The sequence below is a fragment of the Sphingobacterium anhuiense genome, from assembly GCF_042686355.1.
GTDB lineage: Bacteria > Bacteroidota > Bacteroidia > Sphingobacteriales > Sphingobacteriaceae > Sphingobacterium > Sphingobacterium anhuiense.
The window spans coordinates 394,068-411,347 of the sequence record NZ_JBHUPE010000004.1 but is presented as its reverse complement, the minus strand read 5'-3'; the positions used below and the strand labels follow the sequence as shown (position 1 = coordinate 411,347).

Here is a 17,280-nt window from a genome sequence, read left to right as displayed (position 1 = left end):
TTTGTTTGTTGATTCAAAAGTAGGGTGTAAATCGTTCCTACCCTATAGCAATTAGACTAAACCCACTAAAAACTCGGTGAATAGTGGAAATTGGGAGGTTAAGTGGTTGAACCCGGAATGGGGTTATTCTGCTGTAGCCCTTTGTCAATAACAAAGACATAGTGATCTCCTGCTAAAAATAAAATTATCTCTCAAATATGATGATTAATCCTTTGTTATTTAAAATAAGTTGTATGATAAATCATATGTAAGATCGGCAACCTAATCCGGGCATAATTCACTAAAAAATAAATGGTTGTTTTCTTAAAAATATTTATCTTTAATTGCCATACGAAGTTCAAAAAAGAGAATAGCAGAAAACTTCATTATATTATATAACAACTTAAATATTCCTAAAAAGGAAACAAAATAATGACGCCGGAACTTAAAGAATTAGAAAGACAGATAATCAAAAAACATAAATTTGGATTTACGCCCAAATATGAATCAGATTTTCAAACATATCTTTCGGAAAAAGCTTTTTTTGCGATTACGAATCTTGTCTTCGAAAAACTTGAATGGGATATCATATACATTGATGAACATGCTATTGAAGCCAAACGAAAAGTAAAAAGTTTAGGATTCACACAATACACAGAATCTATAATTATCTCCTATAGCTACGGAACTGTAACGATCAAAAGCGAATCTCTAGGAAACGAAATGTGGGATAATGGCCGAAATTCAAAAAGGGTGCATTTATTTATGCTCGTATTTCAAGATATTGAAAAAAATTATAATCGAGAAGATTTAAAACAATTAGAAAAAGAACAAGAATCTATCGAAAATTGGGACCACTACCAAATCCCAAAAGAACTACCTAATCCTAAGAATGTAAAAAAGCAAACTATTATATTTGTATTTGCAATCGCTATTTTAGCTTCCATAATTTTGGCCTTCCTATTAGCTAAGATTTCAATATCAGGTAAATACATAATTTTTTTATTTGAATTCTTAGTTGGGCTTGCTTTAGCATTTTCAATAAAACAAGGTATTAAACTTGGAAATTATACGAATTTAACTAAATTGAAAAATATACTCATTTTATCAGTATTTATTACTTTTATAGGTAAGCAAATTTTTGAGTATAATATCATTTTGGTTGAGAACAATTTTGAAAGAATAGGTTTTTTTGAATTTGTAAAAATAAGACTGCAACAAGGACTTACCATAAAAGACTTAAATGTTGGAAGCATCGGACTTATCATAAGTTGGGTAATTCAACTATATTTATCGTTCATATTTGGATACTTATTTTTGACAAGATTCTTAATCAATTATCTCATAAAACGAGTACCACAAGAAGTGACAGAATTTGCATATTATCTCATTATCAAAGGAAAAGATGAGCATGAAATTAGAACAGAATTAGCCTGTTTAGGATGGTCCGATGAAATAAATCAAAATGAAGTTTTTGAGGCAATTGATGGAATACAAGGTAACAACGAATTGAATAGAACAAGGTAAAAATAGTATCAATAATTTAATAATGAGTGTAAAAAGAAAAGTTTTAGAAGCTAAAACTGACCAAGAATTAGAGTATTATCTTCAAGAGAACAACAAATTTGTACCACAAGCAAGTCAATTTGCATACGAAATTTTGAAATTACGGGGTAGGATTTTTACTCCTGAAGATACGGAAAGAATTACATTGATGATTGAAAAGAAGTCTGAAGAAGATAAAATTATCATTCATGAAAATCACAAAAAAGCGGCAAACTTAATTTACATATCAGCGACACTGGGGATTGTAAATATGATATTATTTCCTGACCTACCTTTTTCATTCTTCTCCATTTTTGTTGCAATTATTGTTTTGGGGTTCATGTTTGGAATTGCTTATATGATTAACAAAGGAAGTAATGGTGCAAAATATATTTTATTAGTCTGTATGATTTTTGGAATAATATATATTCCCTTTATCCTTTTAACTATCACCCGAACTCCAATTGTAGGAATTATCAGTTTACTACAGACAGCATTACAGGTTTGGGCAATAGTTCTGTTATATCAAATACCCAAAAATAAATCGGAATAAAGTGGTGATTTTGCCATTTTTGAATAAAAACTGAAAACATCATCTTTATTAAGGTTTGACAGTTGGGCCGTCCACTATAAGTTGACCGTTAGGTAAAATTTTCAGTTCATCTAAAAAGACCAAGCGCTGACTGCCTGTTTTAGTCGTGCGGGCATGATATACACACCACACTTTGCCTTCTTTATCTCTCAAAAGACTGTTGTGACCGGTTCCTGATACAATACCTCCATTGGATATGTTTTTTTGTAATATAGGGTTTGTTGCAGACTTTTCGAATGGGCCAAGTGGATGTGATGCTGTTGCATAGCCAACAGCATAATTCTCTCCTCCGAAATGATTTGCAGAATACATCATGTAATAGAGATTGTTATGCTTAAATAGATAAGATCCTTCTGTCCATCTTCTATTCACTTCACCTGAAGTCACAGATCTACTCTCCCATTCTGATTGTTTATCATCCCTTGAGACAGGAGGGCGTAACAACAATTTTGGTTCTCCAATTACATGCGAAAAATCTGAAGCTAGCTCTACTCCATATATCCAGCTTTCTTCTATTTCATCAAACATACCCTGTTGCTTTGCCCAAGCTGCAATCTCCGATTGAACTGGATTTTTATAACAACACCTGGAATAGTAAAGGTACAAACGTCCATCTTCAGCGAAGTACACATTACCGTCAATAATGGGGTATCCCGGGTCAAATAACGGACGACCTGTTAAATCAATAAATGGACCTGTAGGATTGGTTGAGGTTGCGATACCAATACGATAATTTTCTAATTCATCATTCGGGTTTTCTTTCCAATGGGCACTATAAAATAGATAATATTTTCCTCCACGCTTATATACTTCTGGGGCCCAAAAATCTTTCGTCCCCCAGCTTTTATCTTGCTGAGCGGTATATACTGTCCCCCTATTCTCCCATTTTTTCAGATCCTTAGAAGAGTAGGCTACAAAACCATTCTCTACTCCACCAGTGCCATACATATAATAAGCATCTGTTTCTTCATCATAAAGTACAAATGGGTCACCAAAAGCAACATCAAGTGGATTATTTGACTGGGCTTTTGAGGTGGAGAATAACAACAACCAGCAACCAATCAATAAGGATAAACATAAATTTTTAGTAATCATATTTCAATTAATTTTTAAATACAGTGCCCACCTCGGCCAAATGAACCAGATCGTCCGATCTTTAGATAGGCATCAATCGATTCCCATTATCATCTCCGCAATTGTCTTCAGTTCCATAGACAAATAGTCGCTTTGCTCATCTCTTATAACTGTGGGATCTGCCAAAATGGGCCCAAGTACTAAGTTTACGCTTTTCAAATCTACCGATAGACTATTTACCTCAGGCTCTGTAATTTCTCTTTTTATTTATAAATTTTATTTTTTTTGTTTATAATTGTATTGAAGCCCAATTACAAATCTATATCACGTAAAAATGTAAATTAAAGTTTACATAACATTGCCCATTTTATTCAAAATTATTCCAATTTGTATCATGCATGAGCAAAATGCTCAACAGATTCATCGGTATTTGAATTTATGGTCAATCCTTCAAAAGATTTGAATTCAAAAAAATGAAAATTATGACAAACATTCTTTCTCGCTTCATACCCATTGTATGTTTATTTTTTATCCTGTCATTATATTGTAATGCCAATGATGATAAGTCTATTAGAATGATCGAAAACAAGCTACCTATCGCAGATCCTTACGTGTTATTCCATAATGGCAAATACTACGCATATGGCACCCGCATAGATGGTTTCGAAGTTTATATTTCCGATGATCTAAAACATTGGAAGCGTAATAAAAATTTAGCACTTTCCCCTAAAGACTCTTGGGGAACACGATGGTTCTGGGCACCAGAAGTCTATTATGTAAGCGCTCAAAAAAAGTTTTATATGTTCTATTCCGTTGATGAGCATATTTGTGTTGCTTCTTCCTCAAGCCCCGAAGGACCTTTTATTCAAGAAGAAAAGAAGCCTATTATTGCCCATGAAAAAGGAATTGACACTTCTCTTTTTATCGATGATGACGGTACTCCATATTTATTTTATGTCAGATTTACGGATGGAAATGTCATTTGGATGGCTGAGATGAACAATGATTTACAAAGTATAAAAGCAGAAACGCTTACAAAATGTGTAAGCGCAAGTGAACCATGGGAGAAGAAACAAGCTACAGTCGTAGAAGGGCCATCGATCTTAAAACGAGGCAATACGTACTATCTACTTTACTCTGCCAATCATTTTGAAAGCCAGGATTACGCCGTAGGCTATGCAACAGCCAGTTCACCCAAAGGTCCTTGGAAGAAATATAGTGGCAACCCCATCCTAAGGAGAGACCATCCCTCAGCATCAGGATTGCTCGGTACAGGTCATGGGGCTCCATTTGTAAGTGCTAATGGCGGGTATAAATATATATATCATGCTCATGCCAGCTCCACAAGTGTTGCTCCAAGGACATCATACATTAATGATTTAACAATTTCATCTGATGGCGTAATAAGCATTGTTGGAGAACCTATTAGACCGCTAATTGTTAAATAAATCATGTCAATATAATTGCCAGCGTTACAAAGAAAAATGTGCAAAATAACAAAAACAAAAAAAACCGCTTGGTGATCCCAAACGGTTCTATAAATTTTAAAAAACTAATATTTCAATTTTGAGATAGAAGTTACATCCTGTATTCCTGTAAACTTTACACCTCTTGTAGCTGTTGCTTTTTCGGTATCAATTGTGTAAGAATATAATACTTTACTATCGTCTTTTAAGACATAATAAGCTGTTTTTCCGTCCTCTTCTATAAAAGTTTTATTCTCGTAAGGCATCTGAGCATGATTGGGTATTCCTGTAACATTGGTCACAGATTTATTGATAACATCTACTATTGCCAAGTTGACAATACCGCCACTTACACCGCCAGTCACTTCAGTCTGGTAGAAGCTCATTAGAAATTTTCCATTTTTGATATGTGTACCACGGGCAATTTTCTTACCGGTTTTTGCTTGTACGTCAAAGTAGTAACTTGGATCAACTTGATCTGTTGTAGCATTTATCTTGATAATTGCAGAAGGTTTAGTTGAAGGTTTACCTGTTATTCCTGCCGAAGTAGACCATGCATATACATCACCATTCTCAATTTGCTGCACACCTTGCATACCAAACCAGTTTCCGATTGGTCCCATTCTGCCATCGCGGATTACTTTTTGATAAGCCATATCTGCTTTATTAAATACGGCAATCCAGGTACTGTCCACATATTTAGTTACTTGCCCCGTTACTCCTGGTGAACAATTAAAGGGCATATAGATCTTATCGTTTACTTCAAAAAGACCGTTGAAATTTGCCATCTCACCGTTTCCTGTTATTTTGGCCAGATTAACAGAATTTCTACCAGCCAGCATCAACTTTTTGGCATCAAATTTATAAAGCGTCGCAACTGGACTTTCTAAAGACCTTGCAACAGAAATACCGACATAGGCTTCTGTACCAATTTTGGTATAAGCTCCTGTAAATTCGGTATTGACCTGATTACCATATTTCCGAAGTACACCCGTTTCATCAAGTTTATAGGGTTGCGTAGGGCCCTGGTCAGCATAGGTGATACCGAATAGCGTGTTGTTTTGTGCAAGGAATGAATAAGCATTTGTTTCTACACCATTGTTCTTGACACTGATCTCTCCACTTTTGATATCATCAGCGCTAATGATATAACGCGATGCCTCCCCGCCAGAACCATCTGAAAATACGACAAAAACATATTTGGATTTACCTGTATTTGTACCATTTCCTAAATCGATTGTACCTGAATCTTTGCTTTTACTGCATGAACCCAGTAACATCATGGCTGCTCCTAGAGCTGCCATGGAGGAGTGTAAAGTTATTTTCATATAATTTATTTTAAGTTGTTAAGAACATATCTGAATTTGACATTAAAGTTTCTACTCGGTTTCTGCAACATATAATTATCGTATAGTGTGGCATCGGTGAGGTTACGCACATCAAGTCCAATATTATAGCGCCCATTATGGAACGAATACGTTATATTGGCATCATGAGATACTTGGGTAGGTATGACTTCCTTGTCTGCAGCACCAGCGGAAGGCCATCTCAGATAGAAGGAGTTAACGTAAAATAAGCTATAACCTATGCTTAGTGCCGACTGCTTGATGAAAAGATCCTTCATCATGTAGGATATTTCCGCAGAACCATACAGATAAGGAATATTTGGAATACGGTCTTTATAAAAGACACTGATTTCCTCTTTACCAGGTTCACGTTGAGTTCCATTACGCAGATTTTGATAAGTGAAATTCCCACCGATAAAAAGCTTTTTGTCGAAAGAATAACGAAGGTCAAAGTCAAATCCTATATTGTTTACATCACGAATGTTTTCGGATACCTGACGCATTATTCCATTGAAATCTGTGTTGCTATTGGAAAGACGGATGAAGTCCATTGCTTTTCTATAGATCACACCACCATTTAGGTTAAAGGCGTTTTTTTCGTGCAGCGTAAACAGATAGTTAATGCCGAGATTGATATTGTGAGAACTTTCCGGTTTTAAATTTTGATTTCCTTCCAAAGCGTCAACATTGCCAAAGAGTTCGTTGAGCTCGGGTATGCGGTAAGCCTTTTCGTATGATAGCTTGAGTTGTATAGTGGGCTTCAGATGATAAGAAGTCGCCATGCCATAGCCAAAAAGATTTCGATTGGCATTTAATGGTAAATACTCACCTGGTGTAGGCGATTGATAACCTTTTACTTGCTGATAAAAGTATTTGACAAAAATACTGTAGTCCAGTTTCTCTATAGCATTATTGTAAAAGCCTAGAGAAGCAATATTGTTATTGGTAATTGACGATTGATCGTATATCGGATTGTCAGGATCTAATTCGCTTTTTGTCTTTCTATTTGCTGTCTTGAGCGTATTGTTGAAAAAGAGGTGATTATGTTCATTGATTGTATATTTCAGATTGAGTGCGGCATTGCCTCTATTGTTTTTGTATTTGTCAAATTGTCGACTTCGTTCACCACCTACATCTTCAGGTTTGGCTTTGTACTCCCAGCTTCCATCCCAAAAGTACCTTTTAAAAACTGTATCTACCAGGGTTTCTTCTCCAAAGTCATAGTTAGCTCTTAATGATATATCCAACCCTGATACCAAAAAATTATTCTTTTTATATTGAATGGTCGGTTGCAACAAATTTCCCCTCTTGAATCTTTCACCGTATACTTCATACATACGATTTCCGGTTTGAATATCAGCCCTATTATCTCCAATATTAATACCGAACAATAATTGATCAGCCCAGGATTTATTAGACCAGCCAATGTTGAAGTTGACCATTTTATTTTTGTAATTGTCATGAAATCGACGTACGCGGGTCGGAATGTATTGTCCTGTGGGTTTGTCAACCAGATCTACGTCCACCCAGTAATTATTGTCCGAGTAATTTTGATAAGCATTTAGCTCCATGGTAAATCCGTTGTCGCCGATATAACCAGCATTGACAGTAGCGCGGTGCGTGTTGAATGAACCATGGGAATATGATACATCTAGATATTTTCCAGGATTGGTGGATTTCACTAAGTTAATAGCTCCGCCAATAGCATCACCCCCAAGCCAGACAGGGACAACACCTTTATAGACCTCAATGGCACTCACATAATTGATCGGAATGTTATTCAGCTGGAAAGAGGAGCCCTCGTTGTCCAAGGGTAGTCCATCCATGAATAGTTTAACTTGGTTACCCGTAAATCCATTGAGAGAAATCGACATTTGCGATCCTAGACCACCAGCTTCTTTAAGCTTCACTCCTGATATACGATTAAGGGCCTGGCCTACATCTGTCGATGAATTGTGAAGCTTCTTAGCATCGATAGCGGTCACATTGTAAGCTTGCTTATTTGCCTGATCTACTTTGGAAAGACCAAGTATATCAACTGCATCCAAGATATTCCCTTCGTCATCCATAGTGAATACGATTGGCTTCGCGCGCTCAGCAAGTGGGATGACCTGTTTGATTTTTTTCTTGCCGACTCGAGTAATTTCGATGGTTACTTCTTTTCCCTGTAGATTGTCAATGGTAAATTTCCCTTCGCTATCAGCGACTACGGTCTGCTTGCTAACCCGAATAGTTGCTCCACTGATTGCTTGTCCATGGTCATCCCGCACATAACCGCTAAATTCGATACCCTTATTTTGTCCATATGACTGCAGGCTGATTATGGAAAAGAAGGCGGATAAACATATTAGTTTGGTCAAGGAGGTTGTTTTATAATTCATTTTGGTTGATATGATATTTGGTAATATAGTTAGTTGCAACAGTTGTGGGGCTCCATTAAATTATGAACAACTTCTACAGCATTTATTTCATAAATGTGTCTAGTGGAATGCAGCAAAATCGGATAATATAGATAGTTGTTTTTCATTTGAAAGCGCTTATACTTATTTAGATTAATTATAAACAAAGCAAATGTAAAAAGAAATTCCTATTCTACAAGCTATTTTTGCAAATTATTAAGAATCATTATAAATAATATTTACAACCCTAACTATCAGACATTTATAATTAATTTAAGTATCTATTAAGTGTCTAGATAAGCTTGATTTTGGTATATATGCGATAAATAGGAAATGCAATACATTAGCAATAAAGACAAATGAAATGATTTTCTAATTAAATTTCTGACAATTAGAACAGCTTAACACGAATGATCATAAATAATACTTTCTCTCAGTACTACTGTGTAAAAAAATTAGATGTATTACTTTGCAATATCCCTGATTCTAGGGGTGTTCTAGCAGAACTATTCTCTGTAATTTTGAAGAATAGATCACTAATTCTCCTATCCATACGTAAGTAGATGATAAAAGTTATTTTCAGAACGATTATGTTAATCATTTATAACAATACAACAAGTGGTATAACGGACTTACGTAAGCATCTATGCTAACGGAATAGTAGGAATCAGAAAAGAATACTATTTCTAGATAAAGAGCAATAAGATATGAACAGATTTAAAGACATTGATGACACAATCATCCAAAGGGGAATCACTTTGGCTAAACAAAAGATAGAAGCTGATTACAGTGATAAATTTGTTTATGCTCTCCCGGATTGGGCGATGTTAACAGGCAATCCCGAACCCATCGCTGTCGTACCAATACATGGAAATGAAGGTATTCTGGTCTCAAAGCAGCGAGTGGATTTTGAAGTTGATTTTAATGATGAGCGCTCGATCATTTATTACACAAGCTATCTCAACACTCAAATGAACAATCAATTACCCTTATTGGGCTACATATTGTTTTACAAAAATGTATTAATAATACAAAAAGATCCGAGTTATGCTTTACCATTAAGTGACTTCGAGTCGGCTGAAATCATACGTTATAACAGTAATAACACAAGCAGAGATTTTTCTTTTATTATAGTTAACAAAAATTTGGAATTGGTGGCTTATACTGCAGATTTACTAGAGTAACTTTTAGGAAGATTATATATAAGCAAATTAATTGAGGATGATAAAAAAACCGCTTGGTCATCCCAAGCGGCTCGTATAAAAAATGTTCTCTTTCAGTTTTTCAATCTCATTGCTTAAAGGCCTTCCGAGTTCTTCACTGGAAATCCAAAAATTACAACAGTAATCTGCTCCTTATCATGCTTGTGGCGAGTATATTGTCCTCCAATGTAATTCTGGCCTTATTATGTCTTCGGAAGTTATGCCCATCCTCTTACACCTCACATAACATAATAAGCTGAAGACCGAGGCTCCTATAAACGATATCATAAACTAACCTTGCAGCTTCTTATTTTAAAAGTAAAGCAGGTTCCAGCAGGACTGACGTTGAGCCTAAACAAAATACCATCTGCATTATATTAAAAATTTTATCTCCGAAGGGTCTATCGAAAGCACTTTACAATTTTATAGTGGCTTTGCCGTCCAAACAGACTACGGTTTTAGAAGAGTTGGGATTAACTGACGAACAGTCCATTCCTTGGGTCAACCATATCTTAGCTGCATTCAAAGAACTGTATTGCTGTTCCATTTCTGCAAAAGTTCTAAAGTTAGGTGTATCTGTGATCGCTATAGGTATAAATTCACAGTCTTTTCGTAAAGTGATTACCCCCCATTTACTCGGGTTAGTACAGGGCGTGTCTTTGAAGAAATCACGAACTTTCGGGAATAGCACCTCTAATCTTTGATTAATCTCTACTAGCTCAAGATCTGTAGCCAATGATACAATCATCTTGCCATCCTTGCATCGTGCACCGAAGTGTGGGGGTAGAACAACCGGTGAAGTATCATAAACAAGCGCACCGTTTTTACCAGGCTTGTAAGCTTTATTAGCCTGTTCAAAAAGTTTTCTGTATTCTTTAATCAATGTACTATACTCCTTTTCAAAACTTGGATGTACAGCTACATAACGGTAGGAAAATGTATCAACACGCCATTCTTCTGCAGGTTTGCAAGGTTGATTTTCGGCAAACTTAATCGCTTCCTGCAATTTCATATCCGCAAGCTGACTTAGCTCTTCATACTTATTGTCTTTTTTGCAGGCATAAAACAAAACGATCATAGTCAATAGACTGCATACTAAAAGGAAAGTTTTCTTCATAATTCAAATTATCTAGTGTTCATGTTAAATATAACGATTGTAAGTTATAAATCGCGACACTAACAAAACTTTCAATTAAGAAATTGCAACTAAATATATCGTCAAGAACCACAGAAAGAGTGTTTAATACATTTTTATTTTTTTTTTGTTCTAAATGAATTGTAATAAATAGTCAAGTCAATATTTAAATTGAGTAAGTTGAGAAATGGTTTAGCAAATTATTTTTGTAAATGAGATTTTCAAAATAGAAGTGCTGTTGGCAAGTAAAAATTAAACGTTTCACTTAAGAAACAGAATTTCCAATGCTTTGAAGCACCTTTTAAATATAACAATGCTAACGATAAATTTTAGATAACCTATAATTTGGATGGCAATTAATTTTTCGTAAGCTACACCTGAATTGAAGCGTAACACCATTGCAATCAAGGTATTATAAATACAAAAAACTCTTTCCTCTATTATGAATACATAATCTCGAATATCTTTATTAAATCAAAAAGTTATGTACGATTTTGATTCCAGTTTTTTACCCTCTATTTTCATAAAACTTTTCGATTGCACTATTTTACTCTATACCAACGAAATCTAGCCTTCAAAATTTCATAAATAACTGCCAAGTTGAGAAATTGCTAAATAACATTTACACTATTTGGTAGTAAAATAATAACTTTATTAACAACTTACTTACAAAAAATATATCCTTAGAAATGAATCATAAAAATTTTTTGAGCGCTGTTGACCAGAGTATCTCTGATGGCGTTAAGAGGGGAATACTTCATTTGATCCAAGAAGGGGTGCTTACAACAGACAGCATGATCAAAATCAATGACTCCGAATTAGTTAACTTCACTTCCTGTAGCTATCTTGGACTTGAACATGACTCGCGTTTAAAACGGGCGGCAATATCTGCTGTAGAAAAATATGGAGTACAATTTTCAGAATCTAGGGCATATGTTTCCATCAATCTTTATAAGGAATTAGAAGATCTGATGAGCGAGATTTTTGGAGCTCCAACTATTATTGCTCCGACCACAACCCTGGCCCACCTGTCTGCCGTACCGGTAATATTGGATTCCGAGGATGCTGTTATCGTAGATCAGCAACTTCATAATTCAGTATTGAGCGGTATAAATATTTTCCGAGCAAATTGGCCAATACACTTTGAGGTTCTTCGTCACAATAGGATGGATCTTTTGCGTGAGCGGATTGAAACTCTCCAAAAATCCCATAAACGGGTTTGGTATTTCGCAGACGGGATCTATTCGATGTTCGGTGATCGGTGTCCAGCTAATGAGATATTCAGTTTATTAGACACCTATCCTTCTTTCAATACATATATTGATGATGCACACAGTATGAGTATTATAGGTGAAAATGGAAAAGGGTTTATACTAGGTAGCCGTTCGATACACGAAAGGATGATTGTAGCATCTTCAATGGCCAAAGCATTTGCTACTGGTGGAGGCATCCTCGTATTTCCAAATAAAGAGATTGCCAGAAAAGTGAGGGCTTGTGGTGCTCCATTTAACTCCTCTGGCCCGCTGCAACCAGCTACACTGGGAGCTGCAGTAGCTTCCGCAAAGATCCACCTAACCGATGAAATCTATACCCTTCAGGCTGAATTAGTGAGTAGAATTAAATATGCTAGCACTCTATTTACCGAAACATCACTACCTTTAATTTCAAACTTCGATTCGGGAATATTCTTTGTCGGTACTTCAAGAGCGGAACTAGCTTACATTATTATGGAAAAGATGATGAAGCAAGGATTTTTGTTGAACATCGGCGTATTCCCTGCAGTATCAAAAAATCATGCTGGTATAAGATTCACGATAACTGCACTACAATCCTACGAACAAATATATATGATGGTGATGACCCTAAATGAAGTATTTTTAGAAACATTAAAAGAACATCAATATACAATCGATCATATCTATAGTGCATTTAAAGTAGTAGCCCGATTAGAGGATCGTCAAGCGGGAGAATTCTTTAACGAACCTATCAATGAGGGCAAGTAAAGATGAAGTTGAAATTCATTTACATTTTGAAATAAGAGCGTTTAAAAATCCCTTTTAATACTTTCCGTGGCTTAGACTTTTTAGTAAACTAACAAATACATTAAAAACGCAAACGATTAGTAATTCCTAGATTCTAACTCCTTTCACATGTACTAGAGCTGGTAATTGTAAAAAAGCAATATATATATGTTTTTAAAAAATTCCTGATCAAAATATTGATCAGGGATCTTCTATACAAAGTAATAATACTCTGATTTAGGTTGGTATCTGGAGTTAAATACGTATGCCTTCAGATTACTTTCTTAGCCAATCGTGACCATATAAATATGCAAACGACAAAAAATTTCCAAGTCAATACTCTTTTGCATAACATAATTTTTGTCGTAGAATTTAAAAATTCAACTTGATTATTTGGTGGTTTCTTCGACAGAGCTATAAGCCCAACCTACGATTTTCTTTATAGACGTTTTTATCCGATCCATACCTTCTTCCGTAGATATATCGATTTCACAAACAGTGCTTTTTACATTCTCTGAATGAAGAACGATATAATAAATACCTGCAACAAGAATAGTAACAACTCCACGTAAGTCAAGGTCTTTTCCTTGAAGTTCTTTATCCGCAAAAGCGAAGAACAGGGCACTCATCTTTTCGCGTTCCTGAGCAATTTCAGACATGATGGAAGATTCTTCACTCATCTGCCAGGCCACTATCTTCTGCATCTCACGATTTTCTCGAAGTTCATCAAATTGATTTAGTAGTAGAGACTCTAAAACTGCCATTGAACTGGCTGCAGGTGCGCTTCCGAAAAATTCAGCAGCCCCCTCGGTTGCTGAAACCCAATAATCTTTCCCTTTTATATAAGTTTCGACCAAATTTTCGACAGTTCCGAAATACGCATAAATTAGTTTACGGTCAATTTCTGCATATTTTGAAATATTACTCATGGTAAGCCCTGTGTAACCCTTTTCTGCAAGCACTTTACCTACTGCTGCAATGGCCTTACCCATGGTTCGCTCCTTATTGTTTTTTACTCCTTGATATGTTTTTCTCGACTGTTGTTCTTTGGCCATAATATCGATTTAGACCCAAATTATACGGGTCAAAATCAAATATAGAAAAAAATAAAAAGCACTCCCCTCTTATTTTTGATAAATTGTATTCATTTAATATAAAAAGACACTTATAGATACTCTTTTTATATTGTACTATACAAAAATTTTTAATAAAATATAATAAAGATGATCAAACTGAATATCGGAGTAGTGATTCAGAAAAGAATGGTGCTTATCTGCAAAAGAGCGTTTCAAATTGGTGGCTGCTATCTCTTCAACATCGGAATATACGACCTTTGATCCTAAGATTTGGTTTGTACAAGATTCTTATCTGTTGATACCTAAACTTTTTGACTAAAATTGCTTTACTCCTGCCGACCTCTCTTCAGTCATATGATTATTCTTCGGACCTTGATGTCAATATTCCAAGGATTATCGTTAATATAGATCTTTATCCGAAAATTTAACATCTTGTATTTTAGGTAAAGGTCGTATTAAAACTCTTTTATTTCGAACCGTCAGTGGTTTAGTTGACCCTAACTTTTCATCAGATTCGGTTCTAATACCCGTAATCAAGTCAAACTTAGTTTCTGTGAATATTGTATTTTCATCAATATAACCTTTTGGTGCGTCATATGTAGGCTTATCGACATAAATCAATTCAAAATTGCCTTTTTTATATTTGAAATGATAGGTAATATTTCCGCCTCTAATTTCGCTCCACATTTTTAAAATCCCTTCTTCAATAAAGAAATTAGGAATTTGATAGCCATTAAACTTGCCTTGGTTTTCGGTAGGATACTGCGGTTCGATGATTTTATCAGAAGATACTGCCAAAACTAGCTTTCCATTAGGTTGAGATAAGAAAATTTGCAATCTTAACGGCCTTGTTTCATCTACAGTATCCATTTTCACAGTGACTCTGTCTATTTTGCCATCATGATTTAAGTCCCCCTGTTCTTCTCTTACCTCGTAAGTATACTTGTTTTTATTTTTAATACTTTGGGAGAATACATGCGTCGGGATTGCAATTAAAATGAAAATAAAATAGTTGTAAAAATATTTATTGATGTTATTCATTTTAGTTGGTTTTGATCTTATTTCGGAGTTCACTATACAGATTATCAAGAAATTCTTGCTGTTTATCATCTTCCTTAAAATAACGCTGATATCCCGCACTGCAACTGTAAATATCGGTAATATTTTTAATATTAAAATTCCAGTCATCGGCGTCTCTAACAACCACTCCTAACCCACCATCACAATTTTGCCATAACTCGGAAAACTTGGTTTTCTTTTCTTCAGGCAATTGGCTAAAATCGGCAGAAACTGTATATCCACTCATTTGAGTATTATAAAATTTAGTGATCGCATAAACGGGCACACCACCCCAATCTATTGTTTCTCCTTCTGGTAAACGTATATCGGTAAGTTTTTTTTCATTCATTATTTTATCCTGTTGCCCTTCCCTAAAAAACTGTTCTTCATAAGTCAATTTTGTTCCCTTTGGAAGCAAAATTTTTTTGAGTGTTACTGGCTCAGTTGTAATAAAATATGGGTAATCAGGCCCTCGTCCTCCCGTCGGGTTCCCCATACCGCTCAAAGTATTAAGAAAAAGGTTATATCCTATCACTAGCAAAGTGACAAGTACAAAAAAAACTATGATTATATATTTTTTTTTCATCATTTTTTTGATGTATTTTGAATTGAACTATAATTACTCAAACTATGTTAAAAAGGCATTGTTACAACTCGTGCTTTATAGTTCCCTTTTTCAATCTTAAACAAAACAGCATATCCTCCTGCACCATCACCATTTACAGAAGTGATGTATAAAGTATCATTTAGATTATCATAGTAACATGCTGCAAACGCACTGTTTATATTAAACAAGTTTTCAATCTCCTTTTCTGGGATTTGCAAACTCCTACCTTTAATTGTAGCTTTTATAGATGTGTAATGGCTTGTAGGGATCGTACCATCTGTTCCCCATACCTGCTGTCCTTTAAATTTATCTTCAACAGTATAATCTTCATATTTTGTCGATGAAAAATATTTTTTATTTTTTTTGTAATCAAATTTTTCGGACTTAATTTCCACATTCACATCTTTCGCTATAAATTTTGCAATGCTATCATTAAAGGATTTAATTGGGATCTTTTCATAGGATTCAATTAGTTTAATTCTAGAATGGTGTACATATCCAGTAATATTCTCATTTTGACGATCGGTATAATCAACAATTACCCAATCGCGAAGTTTTCCATCGGGGAATGCATAGACAATCTCATCCATGTTAATTTTTGAAACAATTTCGCTAGTAACTGACGCTTGCTTCCTCACATTTACATAACCATCCTTATCGATGATCTTTGCAAATTGTGCGTGTGTAAAATGGCTTACTATCATAAAAAATAGTGTAAGCAGATATTTTTGATTCATTTGAAATAACCTTATTAACTATAATATTTTAATCAAGCATTCAAATAGGGCTGTATCGAATGGCTAAGATTGATCGTAGCCTCATTCCGGATCAACTCCCTGCTTCGGATATAAGATTTCTAAAATATCAACGTGCGCCATATTGATTATTAATCAGGTACGACTTTGTTCTATAAAATTAAGATAATTAAAGCAGTTTTTGGCAAATTCATTTTACGGTTCCTTACCAGTTGATTACAGTGATGACGCAACGTTCCTCAGACATGCTGCATATTTAAAATATGAAAAATCAATTTTTAAATCTTGTAGTTTCCTATTTTTCAAGACAGGACAAATGATATCCTAGTCCGAGGCCTTGCAATAAGATGGCCTTCCATAGTAGGGTATCAGTACAGCTAGAAAGTGAAGAAATAAATAAAATAGCCGGTGATGGAGATCACCGGCTATTTTATTTATTCGTATGTCAACCTATTTTTTGGCGTAATCTTTCTCAAATTTATCTGAAGCGACATTGACACCATTTGCCATATCTTCAAATGCCTTATTAATATTGTCCAGTAATCCTTGTTCTACAACCGGATCTTGAGTAGTACTCTTTCTAATGTTAATCAATTTTGGGTAATCTTCTGAAACAATTTTACCATAACCTTTCAATCCTTTTAGAATGGCTTGCTGCAATTGGTCATCACCGTTGAAATCGCCAATTTTTTCAACCTTTTTAATGTCTTCTTTTACAGCTTGGTCCCATTTTAGGGCTACTTTTTCTGCTTCATCATATTTTTTTGACTGCATTGCGCTATTCATTTCGCTAATATGTACCTCTTCACTGTTGATAATCGTCATCAGTTCATTGTTATAGGCAACTGCATCTTTCTTTTGGCCGCAGCTTAAAAGTGTGCAGAACATAATTAAAGCAGCACTTCCTGAAATCACTTTTTTCATCTCTTTTTATTTTTTGTGTTGATAATTTGTTAAAACCTCTTCTGAAGGATAAACAAATTTAAAGGATGAAAAAATTTCAGCAAATCCCTGAATGTAGTGG

The 17,280-nt window shown here is 34.9% G+C and carries 14 protein-coding genes; 5 read left to right on the top strand and 9 right to left on the bottom strand.

Features of this window, described 5'->3' with window-relative positions:
- Positions 1-411: 411 nt before the first annotated feature.
- Entirely contained in the window at positions 412-1,506 is a 1,095-nt protein-coding gene (locus ACFS6I_RS07275; RefSeq protein WP_380919216.1) for a hypothetical protein, read from the top strand.
- 22 nt (positions 1,507-1,528) lie between these two features.
- Complete coding sequence (locus ACFS6I_RS07270) at positions 1,529-2,077, top strand: hypothetical protein (RefSeq protein ID WP_380919214.1); 549 nt, start codon at positions 1,529-1,531, stop codon at positions 2,075-2,077.
- A 48-nt stretch (positions 2,078-2,125) separates the two neighbouring features.
- Here the strand turns inward: ACFS6I_RS07270 and ACFS6I_RS07265 are convergent, their stop codons facing one another.
- The gene (locus ACFS6I_RS07265) at positions 2,126-3,211 is read right to left on the bottom strand and encodes a glycoside hydrolase family 43 protein (protein WP_380919212.1); all 1,086 of its coding nucleotides are present in this window, start codon (positions 3,209-3,211) and stop codon (positions 2,126-2,128) included.
- A gap of 554 nt (positions 3,212-3,765) precedes the next feature.
- Between ACFS6I_RS07265 and ACFS6I_RS07260 the strand changes: the two genes are divergently transcribed.
- Entirely contained in the window at positions 3,766-4,638 is an 873-nt protein-coding gene (locus ACFS6I_RS07260) for a glycoside hydrolase family 43 protein (protein ID WP_380919210.1), read from the top strand.
- Positions 4,639-4,742: 104 nt separating this feature from the next.
- Here the strand turns inward: ACFS6I_RS07260 and ACFS6I_RS07255 are convergent, their stop codons facing one another.
- Together ACFS6I_RS07255 and ACFS6I_RS07250 are read right to left on the bottom strand one after the other, a co-directional pair.
- The gene (locus ACFS6I_RS07255) at positions 4,743-5,984 is read right to left on the bottom strand and encodes a DUF4374 domain-containing protein (protein WP_380919208.1); all 1,242 of its coding nucleotides are present in this window, start codon (positions 5,982-5,984) and stop codon (positions 4,743-4,745) included.
- A gap of 5 nt (positions 5,985-5,989) precedes the next feature.
- Positions 5,990-8,383, bottom strand: coding sequence for a TonB-dependent receptor domain-containing protein (locus tag ACFS6I_RS07250; RefSeq protein ID WP_380919206.1), 2,394 nt, complete (start codon positions 8,381-8,383; stop codon positions 5,990-5,992).
- A gap of 725 nt (positions 8,384-9,108) precedes the next feature.
- Between ACFS6I_RS07250 and ACFS6I_RS07245 the strand changes: the two genes are divergently transcribed.
- Positions 9,109-9,585 (top strand): hypothetical protein, encoded by a 477-nt coding sequence (locus ACFS6I_RS07245; RefSeq protein WP_380919204.1) that lies wholly within the window; start codon positions 9,109-9,111, stop codon positions 9,583-9,585.
- A gap of 433 nt (positions 9,586-10,018) precedes the next feature.
- Here the strand turns inward: ACFS6I_RS07245 and ACFS6I_RS07240 are convergent, their stop codons facing one another.
- Complete coding sequence (locus tag ACFS6I_RS07240) at positions 10,019-10,720, bottom strand: hypothetical protein (protein WP_380919202.1); 702 nt, start codon at positions 10,718-10,720, stop codon at positions 10,019-10,021.
- A gap of 707 nt (positions 10,721-11,427) precedes the next feature.
- On the opposite strand from ACFS6I_RS07240, the gene ACFS6I_RS07235 reads away from it, so the two are divergent.
- A complete protein-coding gene (locus tag ACFS6I_RS07235) occupies positions 11,428-12,741 on the top strand; it encodes an aminotransferase class I/II-fold pyridoxal phosphate-dependent enzyme (RefSeq protein ID WP_380919199.1) in 1,314 nt (437 codons plus the stop codon).
- Between the two features lie 407 nt (positions 12,742-13,148).
- Here the strand turns inward: ACFS6I_RS07235 and ACFS6I_RS07230 are convergent, their stop codons facing one another.
- The 5 genes from ACFS6I_RS07230 to ACFS6I_RS07210 form a co-directional block, all read right to left on the bottom strand.
- Complete coding sequence (locus ACFS6I_RS07230) at positions 13,149-13,814, bottom strand: TetR/AcrR family transcriptional regulator (RefSeq protein ID WP_380919197.1); 666 nt, start codon at positions 13,812-13,814, stop codon at positions 13,149-13,151.
- Positions 13,815-14,234: 420 nt separating this feature from the next.
- The gene (locus ACFS6I_RS07225) at positions 14,235-14,876 is read right to left on the bottom strand and encodes a hypothetical protein (RefSeq protein ID WP_380919195.1); all 642 of its coding nucleotides are present in this window, start codon (positions 14,874-14,876) and stop codon (positions 14,235-14,237) included.
- A gap of 1 nt (position 14,877) precedes the next feature.
- Positions 14,878-15,483, bottom strand: a complete 606-nt coding sequence (locus ACFS6I_RS07220; RefSeq protein WP_380919193.1) for a hypothetical protein — start codon at positions 15,481-15,483, stop codon at positions 14,878-14,880.
- Between the two features lie 44 nt (positions 15,484-15,527).
- A complete protein-coding gene (locus tag ACFS6I_RS07215; protein WP_380919191.1) occupies positions 15,528-16,205 on the bottom strand; it encodes a hypothetical protein in 678 nt (225 codons plus the stop codon).
- Positions 16,206-16,706: 501 nt separating this feature from the next.
- Positions 16,707-17,180, bottom strand: a complete 474-nt coding sequence (locus ACFS6I_RS07210) for an LIC11966 family surface protein (RefSeq protein ID WP_132842591.1) — start codon at positions 17,178-17,180, stop codon at positions 16,707-16,709.
- Positions 17,181-17,280 lie beyond the last annotated feature (100 nt).